This is a genomic window from Oleiagrimonas sp. MCCC 1A03011, from assembly GCF_003267965.1.
In the GTDB taxonomy this organism is placed as follows: Bacteria; Pseudomonadota; Gammaproteobacteria; order Xanthomonadales; family Rhodanobacteraceae; genus Oleiagrimonas; species Oleiagrimonas citrea.
The window spans coordinates 61,554-74,614 of record NZ_MSPY01000001.1 but is presented as its reverse complement, the minus strand read 5'-3'; the positions used below and the strand labels follow the sequence as shown (position 1 = coordinate 74,614).

Below are 13,061 nucleotides of genomic sequence, written 5' to 3'. Positions count from 1 at the left end.
CCGTTTCGAGCAGTGCATACGGGTTGAGCTACCGACAGTCGACAACGGGCATGGATGTGCGTTGGTTGACGGAGGGGCGACATGGATGTGTTGGGCAGGATGCTTGACGGACTGCTGTGTCGATGGAAGCCCGTTCACGCGGGTCCTGTTCGTGATGCGGTGCGACTCCCCCTGAAGGATCGCGCGTGCGCCACGAAGGTGTCGGTACAGTCCCGTGCCTTGTACTGCGGAGTAGTGGTCGTACTCGGATTCACTCTGTTCATGGGGGCATTCGGTACGGCGAGGGCCAGGGATGGCCGACCTGCTTCATCGCCTTCTTCGGACAAGGCGGGCGAAACGACTGCCTCGAGGCATCTGAAGCTTGCCGACGATGCCGATATCCGGGCCGTACTGAAGGCCCGGTCCGTTTCTTCTACGCGAGATCTTTCCGACTTGTCCGGATACAGCGCCTTGCAGGCGGTACGAGCCGAGCAGTCGCCGTCGCGGCGGCCGGCTTCCAGCATGCGTTCGCGTCAACGCGTTCGCCAGGTTGCACGCGTCGACACGAAAAACGATTCGCGGTCCGACAACGAGGACGATCTTCCTGGTGACCCAGCGCGGTCCGAGCGTCATGTCGCCGATGCGCTGACTGCTTCGACGTTCTGGGGGCCGTTCTCCCTGCAGTGGCGTTTTGTGGGTCTGCCTGTTTCCTTTGATGTGAGGGAAGTACAGGCACTGGCCGCTTCGTCGTCACCCACTTCATCGTCGCCTATCCAGGTCGCGGCGGCCGTCCCGATGCCTGTTTCGACATCAGGTCCGGCATCGACGACAGCACCGGCATCGCTATCGCCGTCGGTGACGGTCTCGACCTCCACTTCGTCCTCGATTTCGTCTTCCGGAGAGGCGGCCAAGACATCCGATACCGACAACACATCCGCACGCATGCAAACGACATCCGTGGCATCGACCGATACGCGCTCTTCCGCGTCGGGTACGCCGATGGCCACGGCGTTCACTGCAGCGCCGTTGTCGCTGTTCGCCGTCACGCCCACAGCGTTGCCAGTGGGCGATTCACGACGCCCGCCGCCACCGGAGACGCCGCCGCCGGGTCTGGTGATCGGAACTGGCGGATTGATCGGTTCGACCGGAGGCGCCATCGACCCCGTCACCACGGCGTTGCTCGATCCGAGCAATCCGTATTACGAATCGGGCGCGCTGAAGCTGTCCAAGGACAACGTCACCACGGCGTATGGTGGTGGCGTGACAATCACCGTCGCCGGTCTCCCGGTCACGGTGCCGATCAGCGCTGAGAACACGCTGACGGCGGCTGACGGTTCGGTGTTCGGCACGGGTTCGAATCAGCATCTGACCTTGCTCGGCGGGGTGACGTCCGACAGCTACATCACCAACATCAACAACGGCGCGACCAACGGCGGCATCATCAACAGTTCCGATCCGGCCTGGTCCGACAGTTGCCTGAACGTCGACATCGGCGGCCTGCTCGGCGTGGATGTGCCGTGCTGGGGCGTCAATGCAGCGCAGAACAACCAGGTGCTGATCGGCGACGGCGCGTACGCGAACGGCTCCGAGGAAGTCGTCATCGGTACGGACGCGAAGCATTCGCTGGCGTCGGTCGATGCGAACACCGTGTTTCCGGGCGACGGCAACCGCGACAGCACGACTGATCCCATGGGCGTGCCGAATTCCGACTACCAGAGTCGACTGGGTCATTCAGTGGTGGTTGGCGACAACGCCAGCGGCACGGCCAATGCGCAGACCATTCTCGGTGCCAATGCTAGTTCCGATCAGCCCAACAGCGTCGCGCTGGGCTATGGCTCGGTGGCCGCCCGCGCCCCGGTGAGCGGATACACCGATGCGTATGGACTCACCGGTGTCGCACAGGATTCGGCCGGTGCGGTCTCCATCGGCGCGGATGGCTACAATCGGCAGATCACGCATCTAGCGGCTGGTCAGCAGGACTACGACGCCGTCAACGTGCTGCAGTTGCGCAGCGCCATCTCGACCGTGGACGCGACGACGAGTTTGGCGGTGCTGTACGACGCCGACGGCAGCGGCAACCCGACCAATTCAGTGACGCTGGTCGGCGATGGTAGCGGAGCACAGGTCGGCATCCACAACCTGGCAGCGGGCGCCGTCGGTGCGGCCAGCACGGACGCCGTCAACGGCAGCCAGCTCTATGACACCAACAGCACCGTGGCGCAGTATCTCGGCGGTACCACGGCGTACGACTCGGCTACTGGCATGTGGACCGCGCCCAGTTTTGCCATCACCAGCATCGATGCGGGCGGCAACGCCAGCAGCGGCACCTACGACAACGTCACGGACGCGTTCGCCGCGTTGGACGGTTCACTGACCAACGTCAATAACCGCATCACCAGCATCACCAGCATCACCGGTGGCGGCGGCATCATGTATTTCCACGCGAACTCGACGGCAGCGGATTCCCAGGCGGTGGGTGCGAACAGCGTGGCTGTCGGCGGTGGTGCCGTGGCGACCGGGGACGGCAGCATTGCCACAGGTAACGGAGCACAAGCGGAGACCGCGAATGCCGTGGCCATCGGCAATGCGGCCGCAGCGCGGGGCGGGCAGGCGGTTTCGGTGGGTGCCGGCAATGTCGCCGATGGCGATGGCGCGGTGGCGATCGGCGATCCCAACACCGCGGCGGGCGATGGTGCAATTGCGCTGGGCATGGACAACACGGCGACCGGCGATGGGGCCATCGCCCTGGGACAGAACAACAGCGCGGTCGGGAACGGAGCCATAGCGATGGGTATCAGCGCCCAGTCAACTGCGACGGGGGCCTTGGCATTCGGTAACAATGCGGCTGCGTCCGTCGTTGGCGGCGTGGCTCTGGGCAGCGGTTCGGTGGCCGATCGCACAGGCAGCGGTGCCGAACTCTTCAGCGGTGTCGCGATACCGGCCGAAGGCGTGGTTTCGGTTGGCGCATCGGGTGCGGAACGGCAGATCACCAACGTCGCCGGCGGCACGGCGGATACCGACGCCGTCAACGTGCGGCAACTCAAGGCGGTGGATGACAAGATCACCGGATTGAGCGACCTGGCGGTGACCTATGATGACGCCACGCGATCCCAGGTCACGCTTAACAGCGGCGGTGCGGCCGTGCTGGTCACGAATCTCGCCCCCGGTGCGATCACCGCCGCCAGCACCGACGCCATCAACGGTGCGCAGCTGTATTACTGGACGCAGGATACGGGCAACATCTACAGCAACTACAGCCTGTACAACGACATCCAGAACCTCAGCGGTGGCGGAACCGTGAGCGGCCCGTTCGTGGTCAACAACAGCGACGGACTGCCGCCGCCGAATGCTTCGGGCGACAATTCCGCCGCGGGTGGTTCCGGCGCCACGGCATCCGGTTCCGACAGCACCGCCGTGGGCAACGGGGCGACGGCCAGCGCCTCCAATGCAGTCGCGCTCGGCGCGGGTTCCGTGGCCGATCGCGACAATACGGTGTCGGTCGGTGCGGATGGCAACGAGCGCCAGATCACCCATGTCGCGGCGGGCACCGAAGACACGGACGCCGTCAATGTGGCGCAGTTGCAGGCTTCGACGCAGGGCACCGTGCGCTACGACACCACGTCGCAGAATCGGGTCGATTACAGCAACGTTACCCTGGGCGGACCGAACGGCGGCACGACCACGATTCACAACGTGTCCGCGGGAACGGCGCCCACTGATGCCGTGAACGTGCGCCAGCTCAACGACGGCATCGGTCAGGCGGTGAACTGGGCCAATCAGTACACCGATCAGAAGATCGCCGGTTTCAACGATCGCCTGAATCATGTCAATCAGCGCGCCGAGGCGGGCGTGGCCTCGGCGATGGCGATGGCCGGTTTGCCGCAGGCCTATCTGCCTGGACGCAACATGGCGTCGGTGGCGGCGGGCAGCTTTCATGGCGAGTCCAGTCTCGCGATCGGCGTTTCGATGATTTCCGACAACGGGCATTGGGTCTACAAGCTCAGCGGCACTGCCAATACGCGCGGCGATACCGGCATGTCGGTCGGCGCGGGGATTCAGTGGTGATGGCTTGCTTCGAACATCATCTTCGAAGTGCGGTGCGATCGGTCGAGGGAGTGGTCATGCATGAGAGACGGTTACGATCCGGTATCGCATGGCTGGCGCTTGTCGCTGTCGCGTGCCTGGGGCTATACGGGTGCGGCACGGTCAGCAAGGGTGTCGCCGCCGATGGCAAGAGCGCGCAGCAGCTGGTGTTTCCCGATCCGTCGGACGCCATGGTGAAGGGGGGCACGTTTCCGAACATCGAGAATCTGCGCGCGGTCGCGCCGGGGATGACCAAGCTCCAGCTGTACACCATGTTCGGACCGCCGCATTTCCACGAGGGCGTATGGCGCGTGCACGAGTGGGACTATCTGTTTAATTTTCGCGTACGCAACGGCGAGCATCCCTTCGTGACCTGCGAGTACAAGGTGCTCTTCGACCATCAAGACATCGCGCAGAGTTTCTACTGGAAACCGGCCAGTTGCGCCGAGCTGATTGAGGAGTCTCCAAGGCAGGTGGCAGCGGCTCCCGTGTCGCCCACATCCCCTCGCGTGCAGCGCTTCGAATTTTCCACCGACGCGCTGTTCGGATTCGATGCCGCCCGATTGACGCCGGTTGGTCGACATCAGCTGGACAGCATGCTGCGGCGCATCCGGCGACACGGCGCCGTCGACGTCATGCAGGTGGTCGGGTACACCGACCGCATCGGTACGTTCCGTTACAACCTCGACCTTTCGCGCAAGCGCGCGCAGAGCGTACGTGCCTATCTGGTTCGCGAGGGCATTCCCGGCTCGGTCATCCATGCGCAGGGGTGGGGCGAGCGCGATCCGCTGGTCACCTGTACGGACACCGATCATGCGCTCCTGGTGCGTTGCCTGGCGCCGAATCGGCGCGTCGAAGTAATGGCCGAAGTCACTCAGCAACAAGGCCCGCCATGAGAGACGGGCCTTGCATGAGAATGACGCATGGATGCGGACGAGCGTCGAATCAGGCCGACGCCTCGCGTGCACCACGCGAGAACGAGCGGCGCAGGCGCCCGAGCACGCTGGAGGTGGAGTTGACCGCGTCGCCCGTGTCGCTGTCGCCATCCGGAGCCACGTAGCCGGCCACGTAGTAGGCGTTGATGAAGGCGGCCACGTCCTCGACAGGCGACTTGGCCGCCTCGGCGATGGCTTCCAGTGTGGCTGGTTGCTTCATCATCGCCGTGGCGATGCGGAAGTGGCGCGGGAACTCGCGTTCGATCTGCGGCCAGCGTGTCAGGCGCCAGCTTGCCGACGGATCCAGGTGCGGTGCCAGTTTGCCGTGGCTTGCGCAAAGGGCGGCGAACCACAACAGGCGCACGATCGGCTGTTCGGGACCGGCATGCTGCACTTCGGCATCGTCGCTGCTGACGGAGCGGATGCGGCTGGCCGGCACGTCGAGAAGCTTCTCGATGGTTTTCAGTTGCGGCGGCGCGCGGTAGATATTGTTGGCCGGGTCGATGGCCAGTTTGGCATCGCCGGCGTTGCCTTCGATGAGTGCCGTATGGGTCATCGCGCCATCGAGAAGCATCGAACCCAGGGTCTCGTTGCGCGCCGGTTCGGCCGGGGCGCTCTGAACCGTCTCGGGCGCTGGCGTCGGGGTTGCGGGCTTGGTCGCGACGGGAGTCGGCTTCTCGGCGGGCTTGGGGGCCGGCTCGGCCTTCGGTGCAGCCTCGGGAGCGGAAGGCTTGGCCTCGGCTCGCGGCGCCGTGGATTCGCTGCGTTGCGGTGCGGGCGAGGTGGCGGGTGCGTCGGACTTGGACGGAGCTACGTTGTTCTGGATGTCCAGCAGCATCTGGATCAGCTTGTCGCCATCGAACGGTTTCTGCAGCAGCAGGTCGCAATCGCGCATGGAGGGCTGTTCGGTATACGCGGCGCAGAGTCGATCCTCGGCGACGGCACGCAGCCAGTCCATGTGGCCCCAGACACTGTCCACGTCCACGATCAACAGATCGCTGTTGCCACCTTCGGACAGATTCCATTTGCCCAGCTTCGGCGATTCCAGGGCGGCAAGAACCTGCTTGGCGTCAGCCTCGGAAAGCCCGGACAGGGCGATGCTGTAGAAAGTCTTCAATGAAATTCCCCCTGCGAATGGCCGCGGGAAATGAGAGGCGGCCAAGCGATCAGACGCCACATTGTGGCCTTATTTGCGCTCGGGTCAATGGTGGGCGCTGGACAGCAGCGTGAATTTGTCCCAGAAAGGACCTGTCCTCGGTCATTCTAAGAAGGAGACGGGAACCATGAAACGATTGCTCTTGGGAACGATCTCGCTGCTTGTCTGCATCGGCGTCCAGGCGGCGCAACCTACCCTGCAGGCGCAATCCCGGCCGGATGACGCACGGGTGTACATCCTTTCGCCCGCCGACGGTGCCACTGTGCCGCGCACGTTCACGGTACGGTTCGGTCTGCACGGCATGGGCGTGGCGCCGGCCGGCGTGGATCGCAAGGACACGGGCCACCACCATCTGCTGATCGACGTGGCCAAGCTGCCGCCCGCCGGGCAGCCGATTCCTGCCGATGCGCACCATCGTCACTTCGGCGGCGGCCAGACCGAAACCACGCTGACCCTGACGCCGGGCACGCACACGCTGCAGCTGGAACTGGCCGACAGTCGTCACGTGCCGTTCGCACGGCCGCTGATCTCACGTCGGATCACGGTGCACGTGAAATAGGCGAGGGCCGCGCGCAGGCTTGGGTCTGGTATCCTGACGGGCTTGTTCCACGGCCCTTTGCGATCATGAGCGTGCGCACCCGATTCGCCCCTAGTCCGACCGGTTTCCTGCATATCGGCGGAGCCCGGACGGCCCTGTACTGCTGGCTGGAAGCCCGTCACCACGGCGGCCGCTTCGTGCTGCGCGTGGAGGACACCGATCGCGTGCGTTCCACCGACGAGGCGGTGCAGGCCATTCTCGACGGCATGCGCTGGTTGGGCCTGGACGCCGACGAAGGGCCGATCTACCAGACCGGGCGTCTGGATCGTTACCGCGAGGTCGCCGAGCAGTTGCTGAAGGCGGGCAAGGCGTACTACGCCTACGAGACGCCCGAGGAAATCGAGGCGATGCGCGAGGCCGCGCGCGCCAAGGGCGAGAAACCGCGCTACAACGGCTATTACCGCGACCGCAACGAGCCGTACCGCGAGGACCCCAATCGCGTCATCCGCTTCAAGAATCCGTTGAACGGATCGGTGGTGTTCGAGGACAAGGTCAAGGGCCGCATCGAGTGGTCCAACACCGAGCTCGACGATTTCGTTCTGTTCCGCTCCGACGGTTTCCCGACCTACAACTTCGCGGTGGTGGTGGACGATCTGGACATGGGCATCACTGAGGTGATCCGCGGTGACGACCACGTCAACAACACGCCGCGTCAGATCAATGTCTACGAGGCGCTGGGTGCGCCGGTGCCGACGTTCGCGCATCTGCCGATGATTCTCGGCGAGGACGGCCAGAAGCTGTCCAAGCGCCACGGCGCGGTAGGCGTCATGCAGTACCGCGAGGACGGCTACCTGCCGCACGCGCTGCTGAACTACCTGGTGCGGCTGGGCTGGTCGCACGGCGATCAGGAGATCTTCTCCATCGGGGAAATGATCGAGCTGTTCGACATCGCCGACGTCAACGCGTCCGCGGCGCGGTTCGACATGGCCAAGCTGGGCTGGCTCAACCAGCAGTACCTGAAGAACGAAGACCCGGCCAGCATCGCTCCGGAGCTGGAGTGGCATCTGCGCCGCATCGGCATCGATCCGTCGTCCGGCCCTGCGCCCGCCGAGGTGGTGACGGCGCTCTGCGATCGCGTGCAGACGCTCAAGGACATGGCCGAGCGTGCGCGCGTCTGGTACGCGCCGATTGCCGAGTGGGACGAGAAGGCCGTGGCCAAGCATCTGAAGTCGGCGACCGCGCCGGCGGTGCTGGAGGCGGCGCGCGACGGTCTGCGCGCGCTCGATACCTGGAAGCCCGAACCCATCCACGAGCTGGTCAAGCAGATCGCCGAGCGCCTGGAGCTGGGCATGGGCAAGGTCGCGCAGCCGCTGCGTGTGGCGCTGACCGGCACCCAGGTCTCGCCTTCGATCGATCACACCGTGTACCTGGCGGGACGCGAGGAAGCCGTGCGCCGCGTCGAGCATGCGCTGGCGCTGAGCCGCGCCGACTGATCGTGCGCAGGCGTCTCGCGATGCAGGGGGCAGGCCGTCATGGGTGAGCTCCTGCAACGCGCGACCCGCGGCGTCGATCTGTCCTCGCCGGATGCCGCCTGGCAGATTTTCCACAACCTGATGGTCATGCTGCCGTGGGCGGCGTTGCTGTGGTTCACGCTGCTCAGCGTTTTGCTGGGCGCCGTCGTGGGCTGGTGGCGCGGCCGCCTCTGGACCGGCATCGGCATCAGTCTGGTGATCGGACCGCTCGGCCTGCTCATTCTGTGGGCCTTGCCTTCCCGCCGGGGCCGCCCCACATCGGAAGACGAGTCACCGCCATCGCAATGATACGATGGCCCTCGGACAGGCAAGGCACGCGCAGCCATGAGCGTTTTTTCGCACAAGCCGCATCATCACGACCACGATGCCGAGCATTTCGTGGAGCAGGTCGTGCGTGCCAGCGAGGAGCGCGGTTTGCGCCTGACGCCGTTGCGTCGCGAGGTGCTGGAGCTGGTGGCCACGTCGGAGAAGCCCGCCAAGGCCTATGACCTGCTCGACCGCTTGCGTGAGCGGCACGGCAATGCCGCGCCGCCGACGGTCTACCGCGCGCTGGATTTCCTGCTCACGCAGGGCTTTATCCACAAGCTCGAATCCATCAATGCCTACGTGCACTGCCCGCATCCGGCGCAGTCGCATCAGGTACCGTTCCTGATCTGCGACAAGTGCGACAGCGCGGTCGAGGTCTGCGACGGGCGGGTCGCCGAGCTGATCGCCGCGCAGGCCGATGCGCTCGGCTTCACGCCGCAGGACCAGACCCTGGAAGTGCACGGCGTCTGCAAGGATTGCCGAGAGCGCTGATCCCGTCGAGCGGGTGCTTGTTTAGAAAGATAAAAGAGGGCGTGGCAGAGACTGCCACGCCCTGGGTCGGCGTGGGCGGGGAGAGAGAGGAGTGCCCCGCCGACGAGTGCCTGTACCGATGCCTGGTTTTGGGGAACGACCGATACATGTTGCAGGCACGAGGAGTGCCTTGGCACGCTCTATACGTTATAATGTAACAACGGCGGTGTAAATACTCCGTCTGAGGATTTATCGGCGGACGTGAAGTGTGCCGCTCCGCCCGTGTCGAATCGGCCATGATCGGCGCGTTTCGATGCATGACTGTCTGGAGATCATGTAGATGCAGTGCGAGAACCCGAGCGTTTGCGATGTCGATTCCAAGTCCCGGGGTTGGTGGCTCGTTGCCGATCGTCTGGGTGCGACGGCCTCGTTCCTGTGCGCGGTGCACTGTGCGCTGCTGCCCTTCGTGATCGCGCTGCTGCCGTTGGTCGGACTCGAATTTCTGGCCGATCACGCGTTCGAGCGCGGTTTCGTGCTGTTCGCGGCCGCGCTGGCCACGACTACGCTGGTGACCGGAAATCGCAAGCATCGGCAGCGTCTGCCGATGGTGCTGGCTGTGCCCGGCCTGATTCTTCTGGTGCTCGGCGTGACCGTGGTCGACCTGTCCGCGCATACGACGCTGCACAGCATCATGGTCACCTGCGGCGGCCTGCTGGTGGCCTCTGCGCACGTTGTGAATCTGCGACTGGTTTATCGTGCACACGCCTTGCAGCACGCACACTGAACGACGGATGCGGGCGTGGATGCGCCGCGCTCGGCGACGCACTACCATGGAGTGAACTCATCACTCACCAAGGAGCGACGCACATGGGCAAGGGCGACAAGCGCACGCGCAAGGGCAAGATCTACCGCGGCTCGCATGGCAACACGCGTCCCCGCAAGGGCAAGACGACGGCAGCCACGGCTCCGGCGCCAGCACGCAAGGCCACACGCAAGAAGGCTTCCTGAGCTATTGCGCGGCACGTTTCGAGAAAGGCTCCGCCAGTCGGGGCCTTTTTCATGAGCGCGGTTTGGAACGGCCGATGTGCGTGCAGCTCCATCGTGAGGCGGCGTCTCAGTCGGTTTGCGCGGCAGTGCGCCCCGCGACGAAGATCCGGTCCGCGAGCGATCCACCGATCCAGTAACTCAGTTCGGCCGGGTGACGTGCATGCCACAGCACCATGTCAGCGCGCGCTCCATTTCGGAGTACGCCGCGATCATGCAACCCCAGCGCCTGCGCGGCGTGTACGGTCGTGCCGCGCAGCGCTTCCAGCGGTGTGAGCCGGAACAGCGTGCAGGCCATGTTCGCAGCCAGGCGCAGTGAACGCAGCGGCGCGGTGCCGGGGTTGAGATCGGTGGCGACCGCCATGGGCACGTTGTGCTCGCGGAGCGCATCGATCGGCGGAAGTTTCGTTTCACGCAAGGCGTAGAATGCACCGGGAAGCAGCACGGCGACGGTGCCGGCGTCGGCCATGGCGCGCACGCCGTGTTCGCTCAGGTATTCGAGATGGTCTGCGGATAGTCCGTCGAACGATGCGGTCAGCGCGGCACCGTCCTGGTCCGACAGCTGCTCGGCATGCAACTTGACCGGCAGTCCCAGCGCGTGGGCGCGCTCGAACAGCCGCTGTACCTGGTCGCGGGTGAAGCCGATGGTTTCGCAGAAGGCGTCGACGGCGTCGATCAGTCCTTCCTTGGCCAGAACAGGAAGCATGCGGTCGCAGACTTCGGCGACGTAGCCTTCCGCATCCTCGGCGAATTCGGGGGGCAGCGCGTGCAGGCCGAGGAAGCTGGTTCGCACGGTGAGGCCCAGCGCCTCGCCGATGCGTCGTGCGACGCGCAGCATGCGGCGCTCGCTGTCCAGATCGAGGCCGTAACCGGACTTGATTTCCAGCGTGGTTACACCGTCGGCGAGCAGCGCCTGCGCGCGGGGCAGGGACTGCTCGAACAGTTCGTCTTCGCTGGCCGCGCGCGTGGCGCGTACGCTGGAGAGAATGCCGCCGCCGGCGCGGGCGATTTCCGCGTAGTCGGCACCTTCCAGGCGCATTTCGAATTCATCGGCGCGATCGCCGCCGAAGACAAGGTGGGTGTGGCAGTCGATCCATCCCGGCGTGAGCAGGCGGCCTCCGGCATCGACGACGCGCGCGGCGTCCCGCTGACCGCTCGTCAGTTCGGCAGTCGGGCCGATCCAGGTGATATGGCCGTCGACGCAGCCGACGGCGCCGTCTTCGATGAGACCGTAGCCATCGTCGCGCGCGGCATCGAGAGTCGCGATGCGGGCGTGGGTCAGCAGCAGGTCGAAGCGGTCGCGGGCAGTCATGCGGCCAGCTTAGCGCCGTTCGGGATCGTCGGGCGGCTTGTCTTCGGGTGCCGGCGTTGCGGCGTCGGATGCGTCATCGGAGGTCTCGTCCTTGTTGGCCGGTTCCGCGGAGACTTCTTCGAAAGCGGTGGTGCGATTGGTGGCTTCCGGTGCGGCGGCCTGGCTGTCTTCGGTATCGATGCCAGCGAAGTGTTCGCGCTGGCGCTCCTGTTTGGCCTTTTCCTCGGCCTCGCGCAGCTGCTTCTGACGTTCCTCGAAGTCGCGTACCAGCCGTTCGGCGAAGTCCTTGTACACCGGCGTAGGGCTGAATAGCGAGGCGGCGGCGCGCGCCAGCAGGCAGGAGGCCATGATCGGAATGATCATGCTCTGGTTGTCGGTCAGCTCCATCGAGATCACCGCCGAGGTCAGCGGTGCGCCGGTGACGCCGGACAGGTACGAACTCATGCCCAGCAGCACGACCGCAGCTACCGGCACGTGCGGCAGGAAGTGGGCGATGTTGTGCCCCAGGCCCGCGCCCACGGCCAGCGCCGGCGAGAACAGGCCGCCGGGGATGCCGGCCCAGTACGAGACGACGTTGGCGAGCAGCTTGTTGATACCGAACCAGGCGCCGGCGGTTTCCGGCGCTCCCTGCACGAAGGCGCGTGCCTGGTCGTAGCCGGTGCCGTAGACGTTGTTGTGCGAGATCAGGCCGAGCACGCCCAGCGCCAGGCCGCAGCCGACCGCGAACAGCACCGGCCAGCGGGCGCGCACGCGACCGATATAGGCCAGCGGACCACGCCGGCTGAGCAGCACCAGTCGCGCGAACAGGCCGCCGAGCAGGCCGCCGACGATGCCCGTGGCCAGCACGGCCAGCCAGGCGTTGCCGAACGGCAGGTCGACGTCGACTGCGCCGAAGTAGGAGTAGTTGCCGAGTACGCCCAGCGAGACCACGCCGCCGACGATGACCGAGGTCAGCAGCAGACCCGAGAAGCGGTGCTCGAACGCGCCGGCCAGTTCCTCGATGGCGAACACCACGCCGGCCAGCGGCGCATTGAACGCTGCGGCGATGCCGGCCGCGCCACCGGCGAGAATGAATCGCGAGGCGGCCTTGGGGTCGGTGTAGCCGAAACGCCGGCCCAGCGAGTGGAACAGGCCCGCGCCGACATGCACGGTCGGTCCCTCGCGGCCGATCGACGCGCCGACCATCATCGCCAGCAGCGTCATGAACATCTTGCTGACGGCGATGGGCAGGGCCAGCATGCGCTCGCGGAAACCGGCGTCCTCCACGTGCAGCGTGCCGATCACCTGCGGAATGCCGCTGCCGCGGGCCGCGCGCAGCTTGCCCTCGGTGGCCCAGGCCAGCAATCCGAACACCACCGGCGTCACGCAAAGTGGCAGCCAGGCCTTGTAGGCGACCATGCGCTGGAACAGACCGAACGACCAATCGCTGGCCTTGGCGAACACGATCGCTGCCAGCGCGACCAGCACGGCACCCAGCCACAGGGCGATGCGTCGTTTCCAGTGATGCGGGGCGAAGAACTCGTGACCGAGCAGCGCTTCGAGACGCGGATTGGTGGATTTGCGGGGGGCGGGGGCGTCGGGCATCCGCCCATTATCGCAAATCTCGGCGCTCGCGTCCGTGGCGGATCGCCGCGACTTTGCGCCGGATTTGCCCTGTAGACAGCTTTTGTCCGCCCGGCCCGGCCCGGTCAGGCGTTCGAGCCTG

12 protein-coding genes are annotated in these 13,061 nt (G+C 65.6%); 8 read left to right on the top strand and 4 right to left on the bottom strand.

What is annotated here, in order from left to right:
• Window positions 1–608: 608 nt before the first annotated feature.
• Window positions 609–995: a hypothetical protein gene (locus tag BTJ49_RS15685; RefSeq protein WP_168184612.1), complete on the bottom strand. Its 387-nt coding sequence runs from the start codon at window positions 993–995 to the stop codon at window positions 609–611.
• Here BTJ49_RS15685 and BTJ49_RS00300 point away from each other — a divergent pair.
• Window positions 979–4,044 carry a YadA family autotransporter adhesin gene (locus BTJ49_RS00300; RefSeq protein ID WP_168184611.1) on the top strand — a complete coding sequence of 1,022 codons (3,066 nt, stop codon included), beginning with the start codon at window positions 979–981 and terminating at the stop codon, window positions 4,042–4,044. The genes BTJ49_RS15685 and BTJ49_RS00300 overlap by 17 nt on opposite strands.
• A gap of 56 nt (window positions 4,045–4,100) precedes the next feature.
• Window positions 4,101–4,958, top strand: coding sequence for an OmpA family protein (locus tag BTJ49_RS00295; RefSeq protein ID WP_168184610.1), 858 nt, complete (start codon window positions 4,101–4,103; stop codon window positions 4,956–4,958).
• Window positions 4,959–5,007: 49 nt separating this feature from the next.
• On the opposite strand, the gene BTJ49_RS00290 is transcribed toward BTJ49_RS00295, so the two are convergent.
• The gene (locus BTJ49_RS00290; RefSeq protein WP_113063391.1) at window positions 5,008–6,114 is read right to left on the bottom strand and encodes a hypothetical protein; all 1,107 of its coding nucleotides are present in this window, start codon (window positions 6,112–6,114) and stop codon (window positions 5,008–5,010) included.
• A gap of 166 nt (window positions 6,115–6,280) precedes the next feature.
• Here BTJ49_RS00290 and BTJ49_RS00285 point away from each other — a divergent pair, with 166 nt between their 5' ends.
• From BTJ49_RS00285 to BTJ49_RS00260, 6 genes are all read left to right on the top strand, one after another.
• Window positions 6,281–6,712 carry a DUF4399 domain-containing protein gene (locus BTJ49_RS00285; protein WP_113063390.1) on the top strand — a complete coding sequence of 144 codons (432 nt, stop codon included), beginning with the start codon at window positions 6,281–6,283 and terminating at the stop codon, window positions 6,710–6,712.
• Between the two features lie 65 nt (window positions 6,713–6,777).
• The gene (gene gltX / locus BTJ49_RS00280; protein WP_113063389.1) at window positions 6,778–8,184 is read left to right on the top strand and encodes a glutamate--tRNA ligase; all 1,407 of its coding nucleotides are present in this window, start codon (window positions 6,778–6,780) and stop codon (window positions 8,182–8,184) included.
• A 39-nt stretch (window positions 8,185–8,223) separates the two neighbouring features.
• On the top strand, window positions 8,224–8,511 hold the full coding sequence (locus BTJ49_RS00275) for a hypothetical protein (protein ID WP_113063388.1): 288 nt from the start codon (window positions 8,224–8,226) through the stop codon (window positions 8,509–8,511).
• Between the two features lie 36 nt (window positions 8,512–8,547).
• On the top strand, window positions 8,548–9,021 hold the full coding sequence (locus tag BTJ49_RS00270) for a transcriptional repressor (RefSeq protein ID WP_113063387.1): 474 nt from the start codon (window positions 8,548–8,550) through the stop codon (window positions 9,019–9,021).
• A 319-nt stretch (window positions 9,022–9,340) separates the two neighbouring features.
• Entirely contained in the window at window positions 9,341–9,784 is a 444-nt protein-coding gene (locus BTJ49_RS00265) for a MerC domain-containing protein (RefSeq protein WP_113063386.1), read from the top strand.
• An 83-nt stretch (window positions 9,785–9,867) separates the two neighbouring features.
• Window positions 9,868–10,008 (top strand): 30S ribosomal protein THX, encoded by a 141-nt coding sequence (locus BTJ49_RS00260; RefSeq protein WP_113063385.1) that lies wholly within the window; start codon window positions 9,868–9,870, stop codon window positions 10,006–10,008.
• A 106-nt stretch (window positions 10,009–10,114) separates the two neighbouring features.
• Here BTJ49_RS00260 and hutI read toward each other — a convergent pair whose 3' ends face one another.
• Together hutI and BTJ49_RS00250 are read right to left on the bottom strand one after the other, a co-directional pair.
• The gene (gene hutI / locus BTJ49_RS00255; protein WP_113063384.1) at window positions 10,115–11,356 is read right to left on the bottom strand and encodes an imidazolonepropionase; all 1,242 of its coding nucleotides are present in this window, start codon (window positions 11,354–11,356) and stop codon (window positions 10,115–10,117) included.
• 9 nt (window positions 11,357–11,365) lie between these two features.
• Window positions 11,366–12,940 (bottom strand): chloride channel protein, encoded by a 1,575-nt coding sequence (locus BTJ49_RS00250; RefSeq protein WP_113063383.1) that lies wholly within the window; start codon window positions 12,938–12,940, stop codon window positions 11,366–11,368.
• Window positions 12,941–13,061 lie beyond the last annotated feature (121 nt).

What these genes read in the sequence shown, in the direction of transcription:
- BTJ49_RS00250 (WP_113063383.1), bottom strand. Translation starts at nt 12,940, where the DNA reads ATGCCCGACGCCCCCGCCCCCCGCAAATCCACCAATCCGCGTCTCGAA.
- BTJ49_RS00270 (WP_113063387.1), top strand. Translation starts at nt 8,548, where the DNA reads ATGAGCGTTTTTTCGCACAAGCCGCATCATCACGACCACGATGCCGAG.
- BTJ49_RS00265 (WP_113063386.1), top strand. Translation starts at nt 9,341, where the DNA reads ATGCAGTGCGAGAACCCGAGCGTTTGCGATGTCGATTCCAAGTCCCGG.
- hutI (WP_113063384.1), bottom strand. Translation starts at nt 11,356, where the DNA reads ATGACTGCCCGCGACCGCTTCGACCTGCTGCTGACCCACGCCCGCATC.
- BTJ49_RS00300 (WP_168184611.1), top strand. Translation starts at nt 979, where the DNA reads ATGGCCACGGCGTTCACTGCAGCGCCGTTGTCGCTGTTCGCCGTCACG.
- BTJ49_RS00285 (WP_113063390.1), top strand. Translation starts at nt 6,281, where the DNA reads ATGAAACGATTGCTCTTGGGAACGATCTCGCTGCTTGTCTGCATCGGC.
- BTJ49_RS00260 (WP_113063385.1), top strand. Translation starts at nt 9,868, where the DNA reads ATGGGCAAGGGCGACAAGCGCACGCGCAAGGGCAAGATCTACCGCGGC.
- BTJ49_RS00275 (WP_113063388.1), top strand. Translation starts at nt 8,224, where the DNA reads ATGGGTGAGCTCCTGCAACGCGCGACCCGCGGCGTCGATCTGTCCTCG.
- BTJ49_RS00295 (WP_168184610.1), top strand. Translation starts at nt 4,101, where the DNA reads ATGCATGAGAGACGGTTACGATCCGGTATCGCATGGCTGGCGCTTGTC.
- gltX (WP_113063389.1), top strand. Translation starts at nt 6,778, where the DNA reads ATGAGCGTGCGCACCCGATTCGCCCCTAGTCCGACCGGTTTCCTGCAT.